This is a genomic window from Myxococcus sp. MISCRS1, from assembly GCF_026626605.1.
GTDB classification, from domain to species: Bacteria; Myxococcota; Myxococcia; order Myxococcales; family Myxococcaceae; genus Myxococcus; species Myxococcus fulvus.
Genome location: NZ_JAPNKB010000001.1, coordinates 10,524,488 through 10,541,785, shown reverse-complemented (window position 1 = coordinate 10,541,785; position 17,298 = coordinate 10,524,488). Strand labels below are relative to the sequence as shown.

1 protein-coding gene (running past one end of the window) is annotated in these 17,298 nt (G+C 71.3%); it reads right to left on the bottom strand.

What is annotated here, in order from left to right; all coding sequences use genetic code 11:
• Positions 1-17,158 carry the beginning of a non-ribosomal peptide synthase/polyketide synthase gene (locus OWM54_RS41975; RefSeq protein WP_267700953.1) on the bottom strand. Its footprint begins 25,424 nt before the window's first position, so only the first 17,158 of its 42,582 coding nucleotides appear in the window; its start codon is at positions 17,156-17,158; its stop codon lies off the left edge, out of view.
• Between the last annotated feature and the right edge of the window lie 140 nt (positions 17,159-17,298).

Genomic DNA, 17,298 nt, shown 5'->3' with positions numbered 1-17,298 from the left:
GCCCCGCGATGGGCGAGCCGACGAGCAGGTCCTCCTGGCGGCTGTAGCGGGAGAGCAGCGTCTGCCAGGCCGCGAGCAGCGTCATGAACGGGGTGGCCCCGGCCTGTCGACCGAGCGCGACCACGCGGTCCACCAGCTCACGCGGGAGCTGGATGGGATGCGACGCGCCTTGAGGTGTGCGCATCGCGGGACGGGGCAGGTCCGTGGGCAGGTCGAGGACGAGGGGCGCCCCGGCGAGCCGCTGCTTCCACCAGTCGACCTCCTTGGCCAGCGTGTCGCCCTGGAGCCACTGGCGCTGCCACGCCGCGAAGTCGACGTACTGCACGGGCAGCGGGGAGAGGGCAGGGGCCCTCCGCGCGGCGAAGGCCTCGTAGGCCAGCGCCACCTCGCGCACCATCACCGCCAGGGACCAACCATCCGAGACGATATGGTGCATGACCAGCACCAGGACGTGCAGCTCATCGTCCAGCTTGAGCAGCGCGGTGCGCAGGAGCGGGCCCGTGGACAGGTTGAAGGGCTGACTGGCCTCCTCGGCGGCGTACTTGCGCGCGGCGGCCTCGCGCTCCGGCGGCGCGACGTCCGACAGGTCCGTGAGCGGCAGCGACCAGGGCCTGTGCGGATGGAGCGTCTGGACGGGCTGACCGTCCTTCAGTCCGAAGGTCGCGCGGAGAGGCTCGTGGCGGGACACGAGCAGGTCGAGCGCCTGTCGCAGCGCCTCCGGGTTCAACGCGCCCTCCAGCCGGATGGCGCCGGAGATGTTGTACTGCGTGCCTCCGGGCTGGACCTGGTCGAGCAACCACAGGCGCTGCTGCGCGAACGACAGCGGCAGCTCGCCATCGCGCGGGATGGGCCGCAGCGGGGGCACCTGTGACGGTGCGTCGCGGAACAGCATCCCTTCCTCGACCAACTCCGTGACTCGGGCCACGGTGGGCGCGTCGAACAGGGCATGCACGGGCAGCTCGACGCCGAACGTGGTGCGCAGGCGCGAGACGAGCTGGGTGGCGAGCAGCGAGTGTCCGCCCAGCGCGAAGAAGTCATCGTGCAGGCCCACACGCTCGACGCGGAGCAGCTCACGGAAGGCGGTGGCGACGCGCTGCTGGAAGGGGGTGAGACGTTCGGGTGCGGAGGGCACGGCGGGGCCTCCCGGGGTCGGGGGTGCCACGGGGGCCGGGAGCGCCTTCCGGTCCAGCTTCCCACTCGGGGACAGCGGGAAGGCCGGGAGGACGACGAAGGCCGAGGGCACCATGAAGGTGGGCAAGCGCGTCGACAGGAAGTCCTTCAATCCACTCGTGTCGGCGGACGGAGTGGACTGGGTGACGTAGGCGACGAGGCGCTGGTCGCCCGGGGAGTCCTCACGCACGAGGACCACGGCCTCTCGCACCGAGGCGTGTGACAGCAGCGCCGCCTCGATGTCTCCCAATTCAATCCGGAAGCCTCTGAGCTTCACCTGGAAGTCCGAGCGGCCCAGGTACTCCAGCGTCCCGTCCGCCAGCCACCTCGCCACGTCTCCGGTGCGGTACAGCCGCGCCTCGGGCACCTGCGAGTACACGTCCGGCACGAAGCGCTCCGCCGTCAACTGCGGCCGGCGCCAATACCCCAGGCCTACCTGCACGCCGCCGATGAAGAGCTCTCCGGGCACTCCCACCGGCGTCGGCTGGCCCTGCGCGTCCAGCACGTACAGCCGCGTGTTCGCCACCGGACGCCCGATCGGAATGCTCGTGCGCGGAGTGCCTCGCGCGCAGTGGAAGTACGAGACGTCCACCGCCGCCTCCGTCGGGCCGTAGAGGTTGTGCACCTCTGCTCCAGACGGCAGCCGCGCGTGCGTCTTCGCCACCAGGTCCGCCGTCAGCGCCTCGCCGCTGCACACCACCCGCCGCAGGTGGCTCAGCCCTTCAATGCCCGGCTCCTCCAGGAAGGCCCGCAGCATCGACGGCACGAAGTGCACCGTCGTCACTCGCTCGTCCCGCAGCAGCTTCGCCAGGTACGCCGGGTCCTGGTGCCCTCCCGGCTTCGCCACCACCAACCTCGCCCCCGTCAGCAGCGGCCAGAAGAACTCCCACACCGACACGTCGAAGCTGAACGGTGTCTTCTGCACCACCGTGTCCGCTGCCGTCAGCCCGTACTCCTGCTGCATCCACATGAGTCGGTTGACGATGCCCGCGTGCGCGTTCATCGCCCCCTTCGGACGGCCCGTCGAGCCGGACGTGAAGATGACGTACGCCAGTGAGTCCGCGCCTCCCACCGGAGTGGGTGCCGTCGCAGGCTGACGGGCCACCGTGGCCCACTCCGTGTCGAGGCTCACCACTCGCGAGCCGTGCGCGGGCAGCACCGACTTCAGCTTCTCGTGCGTGACGAGGACGGGTGCATCCGCGTCCTCCAACATCCCCGCCAGGCGCTCCCTCGGGTACGCCGGGTCCAGCGGCACGTAGGCCGCTCCCGACTTGAGCACTCCCAGCAGCGCCACCACCAACTCCAGCGAGCGCTCCAGGCACACCCCCACCAGCACCCCGGGCTTGGCTCCCAGCGTGCGCAGGTGGTGGGCCAACTGGTTCGCCCGAGCATCCAGCTGCGCGTAGGTGAGGGTGCTTCCCTCGAAGCGAACCGCCTCCGCCTCCGGCGTGCGTCGCACCTGCGCCTCGATGAGCGCATGCAGCGTCGCCTCCTTCGGGTATGCCTCCGTGCGTCCCTGGAACCCCACCAACACCTGCTGCCGCTCCTCCTCGCCCATCAGCGGGAGGTCGGCGATGGGGCTCCGGGCATCACGAACCACTGCCTCCAGCAGGACGCGGAAGTGCTGTCCCAGTCGCTCGGCGGACGCGGCCGAGAACAGGTCGAGGCTGTACTCCAGCGCGCCATCGAGCCCGCCATCCGGCTGCTCCATCATCGACATCGTGAGGTCGAGTCGCGCCGTGTTCGTCGTGGTCTTGAGCACGTCCACGCGGACACCCGGAAGCGCGGGAGGCTGCATGGGCGCGTTCTGGAGCGCGAACATGACCTGGATGAGCGGGGACCTGCGGCCCTCGCGCTCGCCACCGAGCGCCTCCACGAGCTGGTCGAACGGCACGTCCTGATGGACGTACGCGGCCAGGGACTCCTCTCGGACGCGAGACACGAGCTCGCTGAACGTCGGGTTGCCATCCACGCGGGCGCGCAGCACCAGCGTGTTGACGAAGAAGCCTATGAGCGGCTCCAGCTCGGACCGGGTGCGCTGCGCCACGGGGCTGCCGACGCAGAAGTCCTGCTGCCCCGAGTAGCGGGACAACAGCACCTCGAACGCCGCGAGCAGGACCATGAACAGCGTGGCCCCTTCCTTCCGCGCCAGCGTCTCCAGCTCCGCCACCAGCTCCGGCGGCAGCGTGAAGAAGTGGCTGCCTCCCCGAATCGTACGGGTCGCCGGACGGACGGTGTCCGCGGGGAGCTCCAGCGCGGGTGCGCCGGTGAAGCGGGCACGCAGGCCCTCGAGCTGCGTCTGGATGCCCTCCGACTTCACCCACTCGCGCTGCCATGCCGCGAAGTCCGCGTACTGCACGGGCAGCTTGGGCAGGGGCACGGACCGGCCCTCCGCGAGCGCCTCGTAGATGGACGCCACCTCATGCACCAGCACGCCCATGGACCAACCGTCCGAGACGATGTGGTGCATGCACAGCAGCAGGACATGCTCGGAGGCGGACGTGCGCACCAGCACCGTGCGCAGCAACGGCCCGGTCTGGAGATCGAACCGGTGATGCGCCTCCTCGGACATCCGGGCACGCAGCGCCGGTTCACGCGCGGAGTCCGGCAGCGTGCTCAGGTCTACTACGGGCAACAGCCACTGCTTCGGCGCGGGCTGGATGCGCTGGAACGGCACGCCCTCCCGTGCACCGAAGGTCGTCCGCAGCACCTCGTGACGGCGCACGAGGGTCGCGAACGTCTGCGTCAGCACCTCGACGTCGAGCGCGCCCGTCATCCGCAGCGCCACGGGGACGTTGTAGACGGCCTGTCCCGGCTGGAGCTGCTCCAGGAGCCACAGGCGCTGCTGCGCGAACGACAGGGGCAACGCCTCGTCGCGAGCCACCGATACCAGCGGCGGCATCTGCGTCCGGGACGCCTTCAGCATCAGCTCCTCGAGGTGTCGCGCGAGGCCGGCCAGCGTCGGGGCCTCGAACAACACGCGCAGCGGCAAGTCCACGCCCAGCAGCGCGCGCACCCGGGTCACCAGTTGCGTGGCCAGGAGCGAGTGACCTCCCAGCTCGAAGAAGTCGTCGTCCGGGCCCACCCGGTCCACCTTCAACACCTCGCGGAACAGCGCCGCGAGCTGCTGCTGGAGGAGGGGCAAGGAGTCCTCGGAGACGGTCGTCGTCGAGCCGAGCTCCGGCGCGGGCAGCGCCTTGCGGTCCACCTTGCCGTTGGGCGACAGGGGCAGCGCCTGGAGCGCGACGAACGCGGTGGGCACCAGGTACTCCGGCAGCTGACGCCGCAGGTGCTCACGCAGCGCGCCCGTCTCCAGTGACTCCGGCACCACGTAGGCCACCAGGCGCTTGTCGCCGGGCGAGTCCTCGCGCACCACCACCGTGGCCTCGACCACACCCGCGTGGGCGCGGAGCGTGGCCTCGATTTCTCCCAGCTCGATGCGGAAGCCACGCACCTTCACCTGGAAGTCCGTGCGGCCCAGGAAGCGCAGCGTGCCGTCCTCGGCCCAGCGCACGCGGTCCCCGGAGCGGTACAGCCGCGCCCCCGGCGTCGTCGAGAAGGGGTGGGGGACGAAGCGCTCCGCGGTGAGGGCGGGCTGGCCCAGGTAGCCGCGCGCGAGGCCATCGCCACCGATGAACAGCTCGCCCGGGACACCCACGGGCACGGGCTGCATCGACTCGTCCAGGACGAAGACCTGGGTGTTCCCGATGGGGCGACCGATGGGCACGGACAGGCCCACGTCGTCACCCCGGGACATCCGGTGGCAGGCCGTGAACGTCGTGCCCTCCGTGGGGCCGTAGCCGTTCACCAGCCCCTGGCCACTCGCCAGTCGCTCGCGCACTCGCGGCGCGGGCAGCACGTCGCCACCCGCGAGCAACTGACGCACGCCAGCGAGCGCCTCCGGCTGATGCTGCTGCATCTGGTCGAACAGCGCCGCCGTGAGCCAGAGCAGTGAGACCTGGTGACGGACCAGTGCCTCGCCCAGCTCCTTCAGGTCCGGCGTCGCCTGCGGGTAGATGACCAGCCGACCGCCGAACAGCAGGGCGCCCCACAGCTCCAGCGTGGACGCATCGAAGGCCAAGGGCGCGAGCTGGAGGACCACCTCCTTGGGTCCCAGGTCCACGAAGCGCGCACCGGTGAGCAGTCGGATGACGCCTCGGTGCGGGATGGCCACGCCCTTGGGCGTGCCCGTGGAGCCCGACGTGTACGAGACGTACGCCAGGTGGTCCGGACCGAGGTCCGCGCTCACCGCGTGCGTGGGCCGGCGCGCGATGGCGTTCCATTCGGAGTCCAGGCTCACCAGGAACTGCGAGCCCGCGGGCAGCTCGTCCTCCAGCGAGGACTGCGTGAGCACCGCCACCACGCCCGAGTCCTCGAAGAGGAACGCCAGGCGCTGCGCCGGATACGACGGGTCCAGCGGCACGTAGCAGCCGCCGACCTTGAGGATGCCCAGCACCCCCACGACCATCTCCAGCCCCCGATGCAGGCACACGCCCACGCGGGACTCGACGCCCAGGCCCAGGGCGCGCAGGTGGTGCGCGAGCTGGTTGGACCGCTCATCGAGCTGCGCGTACGTGAGCGTCTGACCTTCGACCTCCACCGCCACGGCCGACGGAGTCCGCGCCACCTGCGCGGCGAACAGCGCGGGAATCGTCGCCACGGCCGGCAGGTCCACGTGGGTGTCGTTCCACGTGCGAAGGAGCGTCTCGCGCTCCTCGTCGCGCATCAGCGGGAGCTGGCTGAGCCGCTGCTCCACGCCGCCCCGGGCCAGGGCCTCGAGCACCACGCCCAGGTGGTCCGCCATCCGGCGGATGGTCGCCTCGGTGAACAAGTCGGTGCTGTACTCGAGCTGTCCCTCCAGCGCGCCGTCGCGCTCCATCAGCGAGAGCGTGAGGTCGTAGCGCGCCGTCCGGGTCGCGCTCGGCAGCAGGTCCACCTGCACACCCGACAGCGACGGAGCGCGCATGGGCGTGTTCTGGAGCACGAACAGCGTCTGGAACAGCGGCGTGCGGGACAGGTCTCGCTCACCGCCGAGGGCCTCGACGACCCGCTCGAAGGGCACGTCCTGGTGCGCGAAGGCGGCCAGGGCCACGTCCTTGACCTGCTGGACCATGGTCGCGACGGTGGGGTCCTCGTGCCACTGGAAGCGCAGCGGGACGGTGTTGACGAAGAAGCCGATCAACCCCTCCAGCTCGGGCCGCTCGCGGTGGCCCACCGTCGTCCCGGTGGTGAAGTCCCGCTGTCCCGAGTACCGCGCCAGCAGCGCCTGCCAGCCCGTCATCAACACCATGAAGAGCGTCGCGCCCCGCGCGCGCCCCAGGGACTCCAGCCCCGTCACGAGGTCCGCGGGCAGACGGAAGGCGTGCATCGCGCCCTGGTAGCTGCGCGACGCGGGCCGCGAGTGGTCCGTGGGCAGCTCCAGCACGGGAGCCCCTTCGAGTCGCGAGCGCCACCACTCGACCTGCGCGCCCACCGTCGCTCCATCCAGCACCCGACGCTGCCACGCCGCGAAGTCCGCGTACTGCACGGGCAGCTCCGGCAGCACGGGCGCCTTGTCCTCCAGGAGCGCGGTGTACAGCTCGGCGATCTCCCGGATCAGCACGTCCACGGACCAGCCGTCCGAGACGATGTGATGCATGCACAGCAGCAGGATGTGTTCCCGCGCGCCCAGCTTCAGCAGGGCGGTGCGCAGCAGCGGACCGTGCTCCAGGTCGAAGGGTCGGTGGGCCTCTTCGACGATGCGACGCTCGGAGGCGGCCTCACGCGCGGAGGGCTCCAGCGCGCTCAGGTCCTCGACCTCCAACGCCCAGTGCTCGGGCGCGGCGTGGATGCGCTGCACGGGGCTTCCGTCGCGAGCCGTGAAGGTGGTGCGCAGCGACTCGTGTCGTCGAGCCACCTCGCGGAAGGCCCGGCGGAGCACGTCCACCTGGAGCGGTCCGCGCAGCCTCAGCGCCGCGGGCATGTTGAACGCCACGAGGCCCGGCTGGAGCTGGTCCATGAACCACAGCCGCTGCTGGGCGAACGACAGCTCCAGCGCGCCCGAGTCACGGGATACGGGCACCAGGGGCGGCAGCTCGGTCACGGGCGACGCGGCGGACAGGTGCTCGGCGAGCCGCGCCACGGTGGGCGCCTCGAAGAACGCGCGCAGGGACAGCGACGTCCCCAGCCGGGCGCGCAGGCGCGTCACCACCTGGGTGGCGAGCAGCGAGTGGCCACCGAGCAGGAAGAAGTCGTCCTGTCGGCCCACGCGCTCCACGCGCAGCACCTCGCGGAAGAGGTCCGCGAGCTGTCGCTCCAAGTCAGTCCGGGGCGCCTCGAAGTCCGCCGCGCCCGACGTGAAGTGCGGCGCGGGCAGGGCCTTGCGGTCGACCTTGCCGTGGGACGTCTGGGGCAGGGTGGCGAGCGTGACGAACGCGCTCGGCACCATGTACTCGGGCACGTGGCTCCGCAGGTGGACACGCAGTGCCTCCACGTCCACGGTGGCGGGCGCGACATAAGCCACCAGGCGCTTGTCGCCGGGCGCGTCCTCTCGCACCACCACCGCGACCTCGGCGACTCCGGCGTGGGCACGCAGGAGGGACTCGACCTCGCCCAGCTCGATGCGGAAGCCGCGCACCTTCACCTGGAAGTCGATGCGCCCCAGGAACTCGAGCGTCCCGTCCTGACGCCAGCGCACCCGGTCGCCCGAGCGGTAGAGGCGCTCGCCGGGGGTGGTGGCGAAGGGATGCGGCACGAAGCGCTCCGCGGTGAGCGCGGGCTGATGCTGGTAACCCCGAGCGAGCCCCGGGCCGCCGATGAACAGCTCACCCGGGACACCCACAGGCACCGGACGCAGGTGTACATCCAGCACGTAGACCTGCGTGTTCGCCAGCGGGCGTCCGATGGGGATGGAGTCCCCCGGCACGTCACCGGGGTTCAGCGTGTGCTGCGTGGCCGCGACGGTGGCCTCGGTGGGACCGTAGCCGTTGGTGATGGAGCGCCCCTGCGCCAGTCGCTCCTGGACGCGAGGCGCGGGCAGCACGTCGCCACCGACCACGAGTCGCCGCACCTGGGCCAGGGCCTCCGGCTGGTGCTGCTGCATGACGTCGAACAGCGCCGTGGCCAGGACGGCCGCGTTCACCTTGCGCTCGATGATGAGGCTCGCCAGCTCCGCCACCTCGGGCGTATGTGCCGGGTAGACGACGAGCCGCGCGCCGAAGGTCAGCGTGGTCCACACCTCCAAGACGTGCGGATCGAACGTGGGCGCGCAGACCTGGAGGACGATGTCCTCCGGCCCCGTCGCCATGCGCAGCCCCTGGGCCAGCCGGAGCACCGCGCGATGCGAGACGGCCACGCCCTTGGGCAGGCCGGTGGAGCCGGAGGTGTACGTGACGTACGCGAGCTGGTCCGCGCTCTCCGGGAGCGATACCGGGTCCGCCGACTGGCGCGCGATGACGCTCCAGTCCGAGTCCAGCCGGACACGCGAGCGGGCCGGGAGCACCTCGGAGAAGGCGTCCACGGTGAGGACCGAGGAGAGCCCCGCGTCCGCGAGGACATGGGCCCGTCGCTGCTCGGGCCACGTCGGGTCCATGGGCACGTAGCTGCCCCCGGCCTTCAGGACGCCGAGCATGCCCACGATGAGCTCCAGCCCTCGCGTCAGGCACAGGCCCACGCGAGGCTCCGTGCCCAACCCCAGGGACAAGAGGTGCCGGGCCAGCTGGTTCGAGCGAGCGTCGAGCTGTCCGTAGGTGAGCACCTGAGCCCCGGCCTCCACGGCCACGGCGTCAGGAGTCGCCCGGGCCCGCGCGGCGACGAGCGCGTGCAAGGTGGTGTCGGGCGCGGCCTCGGCCACGCGGGTGTCGTTCCAGTCGACGAGCACCTGGCGACGCTCGGCCTCGGACATCAGCGGAAGCGCCGAGAGCCGGCTGCGCGAGTCCTCGACGATTCCCTGGAGCAAGCGCTGGAAGTGCTCCACCAGTCGCGCGGCCGTGGCCGGGGTGAAGAGGTCCAGGCTGTATTCGAGCTGTCCTTCCAGCGTTCCCTGGCGCTCCATCAGCGAGACGGTGACGTCGAACCTGGACGTGTCCGTCGCCGTGGGCAGCAGCTCCACGCCCAGGCCCGGGAGGGACGGAGGCTGGAGCGGCGCGTTCTGGAGCACGAACACCGTCTGGAACACGGGCGTGCGGGACAAGTCCCTCGCGCCGCCCAGCGCCTCGACGAGGCTGTCGAAGGGCACGTCCTGGTGCGCGAAGGCCGCGAGTGACTCCTCGCGGACCCGGCCCAGCAGCTCCAGGAAGGTCGGGTCACCCTCCAGTCGCGCGCGCAGGGCCAGCGTGTTCACGAAGAAGCCGATGAGGCCCTCGAGCTCCGGACGCGAGCGGTGCGCCACCGGCGTGCCCACGCTGAAGTCCGTCTGGCCCGAGTAGCGCGACAGCAGCGTCTGCCAGCCCGCGAGCAGCACCATGAACAGCGTGGAGCCCTCGGCCTGGGCCAGCTTCTCCAGGCGGGAGACCAGGGCCTGCGGCAACGAGAAGAACCGCGTCGCGCCGCGCGAGGTCCGCACCGCGGGACGCGAGTGGTCCGTGGGCAGCTCCAACACGGGAGTGCCCTGGACATGGGTGCGCCACCCTTCGAGCTGGGTCCTCGCGGCGTCGCCCTCCAGGACGCGCCGCTGCCAGGCCGCGTAGTCGGCGTACTGGACCGGGAGCGTCGGGAGCGACGACTCACGCCCCTGCGAGAAGGCCGCGTAGAGCAGCGCCACCTCGCGCACCAGCACGCCCATGGACCAGCCGTCCGAGACGATGTGGTGCATGCACAGCGACAGCAGATGCTCCTCGGCGCCGAGCCGCAGCAGGGCCGTGCGCAGCAGCGGGCCGTGCTCCAGGTCGAACGGGTGATGCGCCTCCTCGGAGAGCCGCTGCTTCACCGCGGCCTCTCGCGCGGAGGGCTCGAGCGCGCTCAAGTCCTCGACGGCCAGCGCCCAGGCGTCCGGCGCGGGGTGGACCCGCTGCACCGGCTGGGCGTCCTGGGTGGCGAAGGTGGTGCGCAGCGGCTCGTGCCGACGGACCACCTCCGCGAAGGTGCGGCGGAGGACCTCGACATCGAGACGTCCCGACAGCCGCAGGGCCACGGGGATGTTGTACGCGGCCTGTCCCGGCTGGAGCTGCTCCAGGAACCACAGGCGCTGCTGCGCGAACGACACCGCCAGGGCCTCGTCCGTGCGCGGGATGCGCTCCAGCGGCTCCGGCCGTGCCTCCGCGGGCGCACCCTGCAGGGGCGCGAGACGCTCGGCGAGGCGCTCGACGGTGGGGGCCTCGAAGAGGGCTCGGAGGGACAGGGAGACGCCGAGCTGCGCGCGCAGTCGGGTCACCACCTGGGTGGCGAGCAGCGAGTGCCCGCCGAGCGCGAAGAAGTCATCGCGCGCGCCCACGCGGGAGTGGCCGAGCACCTCCGAGAAGATGCGGGCGACGGTCTCCTCCATCGGAGTCCGCGGCGCCAGGTACTCGTCCTCGATGACCGAGCGGTCCGCTTCCGGCGCGGGCAGCGCGCCACGGTTGACCTTCCCGCTGGGCGTCAGCGGCAGGGACGGCAGCACGACGAACGCCGACGGCACCATGTGCGGCGGCAGGCGCTCCGTGAGGGCCTGACGGATGCGCGCGAGCTCACGCGCGCTCCGGGCCCCGCGCATCGGGTCGTTCGCCAGCGCGGAGACGGGACGCGGATCCTCCTCGGACGAGAGGTCGAAGAGCGCGGGCTCGCCCGTGCGGGTGAAGACCACGTCCAGCGCACCGTTCGAGTGCGCGCCCGCCCAGCTCACCTTGACGTCGTAGCCGAGCACTCCGCCCAGCGCGTAGAGGTCCTCCGGCTCCACACCGCGCGAACCGGGCCAGTCGCGGAGCACCTCGCGCAGCGCGGCCACATGGGGCGGGCGACCCGAGCCGGACAGCAGCTCGACCAGCCGGGTGTCATCGAGGATGCGCGCGTTCGGCAGGCTGCGCACCGCGAGCATCGTCGGCTGGGCCTCCAGCTTCTGGCGCAGCGACTCCAGCGACAGCTGGCTCCCGTCCGTCCAATCGGGGCGCGGGAGCGAGGTGGCCTCGCCGACGTGGAGGATGACCTCGTAGCGGAAGCGGCTCAGCTCGTTGTCGTAGCGGCCATGCTTGGGCAGGACCTCCACGCGGGAGATGCCGGGCAGGCGCGTGGTCAACGACGTGAAGAACGTGGGCGAGAGGACCAGCTCCTCCTCGGCCATCACGTCGCGCTGCACGCGGTACTGGAGCTGCGCGGTGGACAGGTTCGGAGGCGCGCGGTGCAGCCGCACCGAGGCGCGGAAGGCCTCCAGCACCTCCAGGTTGCGCACGTCGCCCAGGAAGATGCGGCCCCCGGGCTTGAGCACCGCCACCGCGCCCTTGAGCACCTGGAGCAGGTAGTCCCCGCTCGGGAAGTACTGGATGACGGAGTTCAGGATGACGGTGTCGAACGAGCGAGGCTCGATGCCCGACAGGTCGTCCGCCGTGCGGTGCAGCAGGTGGACCGAGCGCAGCGACTCCCCGAGCCGCTCCTTCTGACGCTCGATGCGGTCCAGCGCGGGGCGCGCGAAGTCCACGCCCCAGTACGCCTCGCAGCGGGGGGCCAGCCGGTACAGGAGCAGCCCCGTTCCGCAGCCCAGCTCGAGCACGCGTCGGGGGCGCAGGGACAGGATCTGTCGGACGGTGGTGTCCACCCACTCGCGCATCTGCGGCGCCGGGAGCGGGCCTCCGGTGTAGCTGTCGTTCCAGCCGGAGATGTCGAAGGTGGCGTCCTCGCTGCGCTCACCTTGCGTGTACGTCTCGTCGTAGACGGCCTTCCACTGCGCCGTCTGCTCCACGCTCGCCGAGGTGTCCAGGTCGCCCAGGACGACGTACGCGGCCAGCCGCTTGTCCCCGGGCGAGTCCTCGCGGGCCATCACCACCGCCTCGCGGACCGAGGGGTGGGTGCTCAGCGCGGACTCGATCTCCCCCAGCTCGATGCGGAAGCCGCGGATCTTCACCTGGTTGTCGATGCGGCCCAGGTACTCGAGGTCCCCGTTGGCCAGGCGCCGCGCCAGGTCGCCCGCGCGGTACAGCTTGCGCCCGCGCACGGCGCCGAAGCGGTCCTCCACGAAGCGGGCGGCGGTGAGCTCGGGGCGCCGCAGGTAGCCGCGCGCCACGCCCGCGCCCCCCACGTGAATCTCACCTGGGACACCCACGGGCACCGGCTGTCCGGAGGAATCCAGCAGGTAGATTTGGAGGTCCGGAATCGGGCAGCCGATGACGCTGGACCACGGTCGGTCCACGTCCGCCATCCGGACGGGACGGTAGGTGACGTGCACCGTGGTCTCGGTGATGCCGTACATGTTGACGAGCGTCGGCTGCTCATCGCCGTGCCGCTCGAACCAGGGACGCAGCGCGGCCATGTCCAGCGCTTCACCGCCGAAGATGACGTAGCGCAGGGACAGCGTCGCGACCGGTCCTCGCGCCGCAGCCTGCTGCTCGGCGTGGATGAGCTGACGGAACGCGGTGGGCGTCTGGTTGAGGACGGTGACCTGCTCGTCGGCGAGCAGTCGGTGGAACGCCTCGGGCGAGCGGCTCACCCAGTACGGCACCACCACCAGTCGGCCGCCGTACAGGAGCGCGCCCCAGAGCTCCCACACGGAGAAGTCGAACGCGTACGAGTGGAACAGCGTCCACACGTCCTCGGGCCCGAAGTGGAACCACGCATCCGTGGCGGTGAAGAGGCGCACGACGTTGTCGTGGCGCACCATCACGCCCTTGGGACGACCCGTGGAGCCAGAGGTGTAGATGACGTAGGCCAGGTCGCTCGGCGCATTGCAGCGCGGCGGACGCGGGGCGGAGCCCGAGACGTCCGCGTCCGTGTCCATGCGAATCACGGCCGCGCTGCCCTGCGCGGGGATGCGGTCCTCCAGCGACGACTGCGTGATGAGGACCGGGGCCTGCGCGTCCTCCAGCATGAACGCGAGGTTCTCGCGGGGGTAGGACGGGTCCAGCGGGAGGTAGGCACCGCCGGCCTTGAGGATGCCGAGCAGGGCCACCACCAGCTCCAGCCCGCGCTCCAGGCACACGCCCACCAGGACATCAGGGCCCACGCCATGGCGCAGCAGCACCTGGGCCAGACGGTTCGCGCGGCCGTCCAGCTCACGGTACGTGAGGCGCGTGGACTCGAAGGTGACGGCGATGGCGTCGGGTGAGCGGTCCACCTGCGCCTCGAAGCGCTCCACCAGCGTGCCGTCGCTCGGCGCGTCGGCGCGGGGGTTCCACGCGTGGAGGACGTGCTGACGCTCGGCCTCCATCATCAGGGGCAGCTCGGCGATGCGCTGCTCGGGGGCCTCGGTCATCGCGCCGACCACGACCTCGAGGTGGCCCAGCAGACGGTCGATGGTCTCCGCGTCGAAGAGGTCCGCCGCGTACTTGCAGCCGATGAGCAGGCCCTCGGGACGGTGGACGGCCTCGAAGGTGAGGTCCAGCTCGGTGGTGCGGTTGTCCAGCAGCGACACGTCCAGCGTGAGTCCCTGGCCCACGGACAGGTCACGGGGGATGTCGTAGTCGTCGAGGACGAAGGCGACGTTGTACAGCTCGCGCCGCTGTGAGCCGGGCTGCACGGCCGCGAGCACGTGGTCGAACGGGCAATGCGAGTGCGCGAGCGCGCCCAGGGTGCTCTGCTTCACGGCGGAGAGCAGCCCCTTCACGGTGGCCTCGGTCGGCAGGCGGACGCGCAGGGGGATGAAGTTGGTGCAGTCGCCCATCAGCGCGCGGATGCCCGGGACCTCGCGGCCGGAGACCGCGGAGCCGAGCACGAAGTCGGACTGTCCGCTCCAGCGGTGGAGCACGGTGGACAGCGCGGTGACCACGCTCATGAACGGGGTGACGCCTTCACGGCGGCCCAGCGCGTGGAGCTTCGTCATCAGCGCGGCGGGCAGCAGCCGTGAGCGGCGGGCACCGTGGAACGACAGGCGCTGGGGGCGAGGACGGTCCGTGGGAAGCGCGAGCAGGGACGGCGCCTCCGCGAGCGCCTGCTTCCACCACGTCAGCTCCTTGCGCAGGGCCTTGGGGGTGAGGTGCTCGTGCTGCCACAACGCGAAGTCCGCGTACTGGAGCGTGGGCGTGGGCAGAGGAGAAGGCTGTCCCTGGGTGAACGCGACGAGCAGGGTCGCGAGCTCCCGGGCCATCAGGCCGATGGACCAGCCATCCGCGACCAGGTGGTGCACGGAGACGACGAGGGAGTGGTCCTCCGCCGCGAAGCGGACCAGGGTGAAGCGGAGCAACGGCCCCGTCGCGGGGTCCATCGGGCGCTGACCATCGCGCACGGCCACCGCGTCGAGCACGGAGGCCCGGTCCGCGACATCCTCCGCCTCCGCGAGGACCCTTTCGAGGGCGACGGGCGAGGGAGCGTGGACGTGCTGGGTGAGCGCGCCGTCCTTCTCGGTGAGCGTGGTCCGCAGGACGTCATGGCGGCGGACCAGCTCGTTCAGCGCGCGCTCCAGGGCCTGCGTATCGAGCGGCCCACGCAGCGAGAAGGCGAGGGGGATGTGGTAGGCGGTCGACGCCGGCTCGAGCTGCTGGATGAACCAGAGTCTCTGCTGCGCGAAGGACGCGGGGTGGTCTCCCAGGGAGGTGCCTCCTCGTGCCACGGGCCCCGGACGCGAATCCGTGCCGCCCTGGCCGGCCTTGAGGACCTCCGAGATGAGGCCCTGGAGGCTCACGTCCTGGAGCAGCGTGGCCGCGGAGACCCGTACGCCCAGGCGCTTCTCGATGCGGGACTGCAGGTCCGCCGCACCGAGAGAATCCATGCCCAATCGCGTCAGCGGCGCATCCGCGTCGAGTGCCGACGATGCCCCACCCAGCACGGCGGAGATCTCCTCGCGCAGCGCACGCTCCAGCTCCGCTGCTGACACCGAGGACGACGCGGCGACCGCACCTGCCCGCGCCAGCGAAGAGCCCGCGTCCGTGCGGCTGACAGAACCCGATTCATTGAGGGAGGGTCCGCCGTGCGAAGGCACGGTCGAGGCGCTCGCATCCGCTCTCCCCGTGGCGCCCGACGCTGCGATGGTGGACGAAGCGGCGCCTCCGGCCGAGGGCACACCGGACGCGGAGGACTCCACGGAGCCCGAAGCCACGATAGCGGACGACGCGGCGTCTCCAGTCGAGGGCACACCGGACGCGGAAGGCACGTCGTCGCGCGTCGGCGCAGAGGGCGCATCGCGTGCCGGAGTCGACGGAGCCCCCAGGTCCGAGCGCCACAACACAGTCAGCTCGCCCGAGGCGAGCCCCGCGCGGCACGCGTAACGCTGGATCTTCCCGCTCGACGTCTTCGGAACGGCGCCCGGCGGAAGCAGCGCCACGGTCCTCGGCTGGACCTCCAGCTCCCGCGCAATCGCCTGGCGAACGGCATCCGCCACGGCCGTCAGCGCCTCGGCGTCCTTCGACTCGGCCAGCTCGCGCGCCACCTCGGCCACCACCGCGAGCGCCTCGCCCTCCGACGTCTCCACCCCGAACGCCGCCACGCCCCCGGGCCGCACGCTTCGATGCGCGCGCTCGATGACCGCCTCCACGTCCTGCGGGTACAGGTTGCGCCCCCTCAGGATGATGAGGTCCTTGCGGCGCCCCGTGACGACGAGCTGCTCGTCCTCGAGCAGCAACCCCAGGTCCCCCGTCCGCAGGAACGCGGGCCCATCCTCGGCACCCACGGGCCGCGCCTGGAACGTCTCCCGGGACTGCTCCGGCTTGCGCCAGTACCCCTGCGCGACACTCCCACCGGACACCCAGATCTCACCCACCTCGCCCCGAGCGCGCGGCACCCGCGTCTCCGGGTCCACGATGAGCAGGCGCTGCTCGGCCAGCGTCGCGCCGCAGCTCACGTGCGCACGCACCCCCGCCGCATCCGGGGCCACCCGCACCGCGCTCCCACGCGACAGCGCCGCATCCTCCAGATGATGCACGCGCGGCACGCGGCCCTTCTCCTCACCGGTGACGATGAGCGTGCCTTCCGCCAGGCCGTAGCAGGGATAGAACGCCTCGCGACGGAAGCCCGCGGGCGCGAACACCTCCGCGAAGCGCTCCAGCGTGGCGGCGCGAATCGGCTCCGCGCCACAGAAGGCCACCTCCCACGCGCTCAGGTCGAGCGCCTTCACCTCATCCGGCGTCGCCCGTCGCGCGCACAACTCGAACGCGAAGTTCGGTCCGCCGCTCACCGTCCCGCGGAACCGGGACACCGCCTCCAGCCACCGCATGGGGCGCTGGAGGAACGACATCGGTGACATCAGCGTCACGGTGAAGCCGCCGTACAGCGGCTGGAGGATGCCGCCGATCAACCCCATGTCGTGGTACGGCGGCAGCCAGATGACGCCCACGCTGTCGCGGCGCACCTGGAACGCCCCGGAGATGAGCCCCAGGTTGTGAAGCAGGTTCGCGTGGGACAACATCACGCCCTTGGGCGTCCCCGTGGAGCCGGACGTGTACTGGAGGAACGCCAGCGCGTCGGGGCCCACGTCGGGCTCCTTCCACGTGTCCTCCGGGCCCTCGGGCAGGTCGTCGGTGGACAACCACTGGAGCGCCCGGAAGTCCGGCGCCTGCTCGAACACGAAGTCCGCGAGCCCCAGGATGCCCGAGGTCGTGAGCACCACCGTGGCCTGCGCGTCGTCGATGATGGCGCGCAGGCGGGGGAGGGTGCGCTCCAGGCGCGTCGGGTCCGGGGGATAGGCGGGCACCGCCACCGCCCCCGCGTACAGACACCCGAAGAAACCCGCGAGGTAGTCGAGCCCCGGCGGATAGAGCAGCAGCACGCGCTGCCCCACCGCGCCACGGGACTGCAACACCGCGGCAATCCGCCGCGCCTGGCGGTCCAGCTCGTACGCCGTCAGCGCGGCTTCGTCGCCGTCCGACTCTCCCAGGAACGTGTAGAGCGGCTGGCGCGACGACTCTCCAACTGCGCGCACACGGAGAGCGTCATTCAGGATTCGATAAGGAGCGTGCATGGGGTGTGGGGCTCGTCGGGGCTGTTTTCGGCCGGCGGCTTAATAACAGGCGAGCCCGACAATCGCGGCCCACAACGACTACCCACATGCAGCTTCATTAGCGGTGTGAAAGTGGAGCACGGGCTGATCCACTCTCAGCA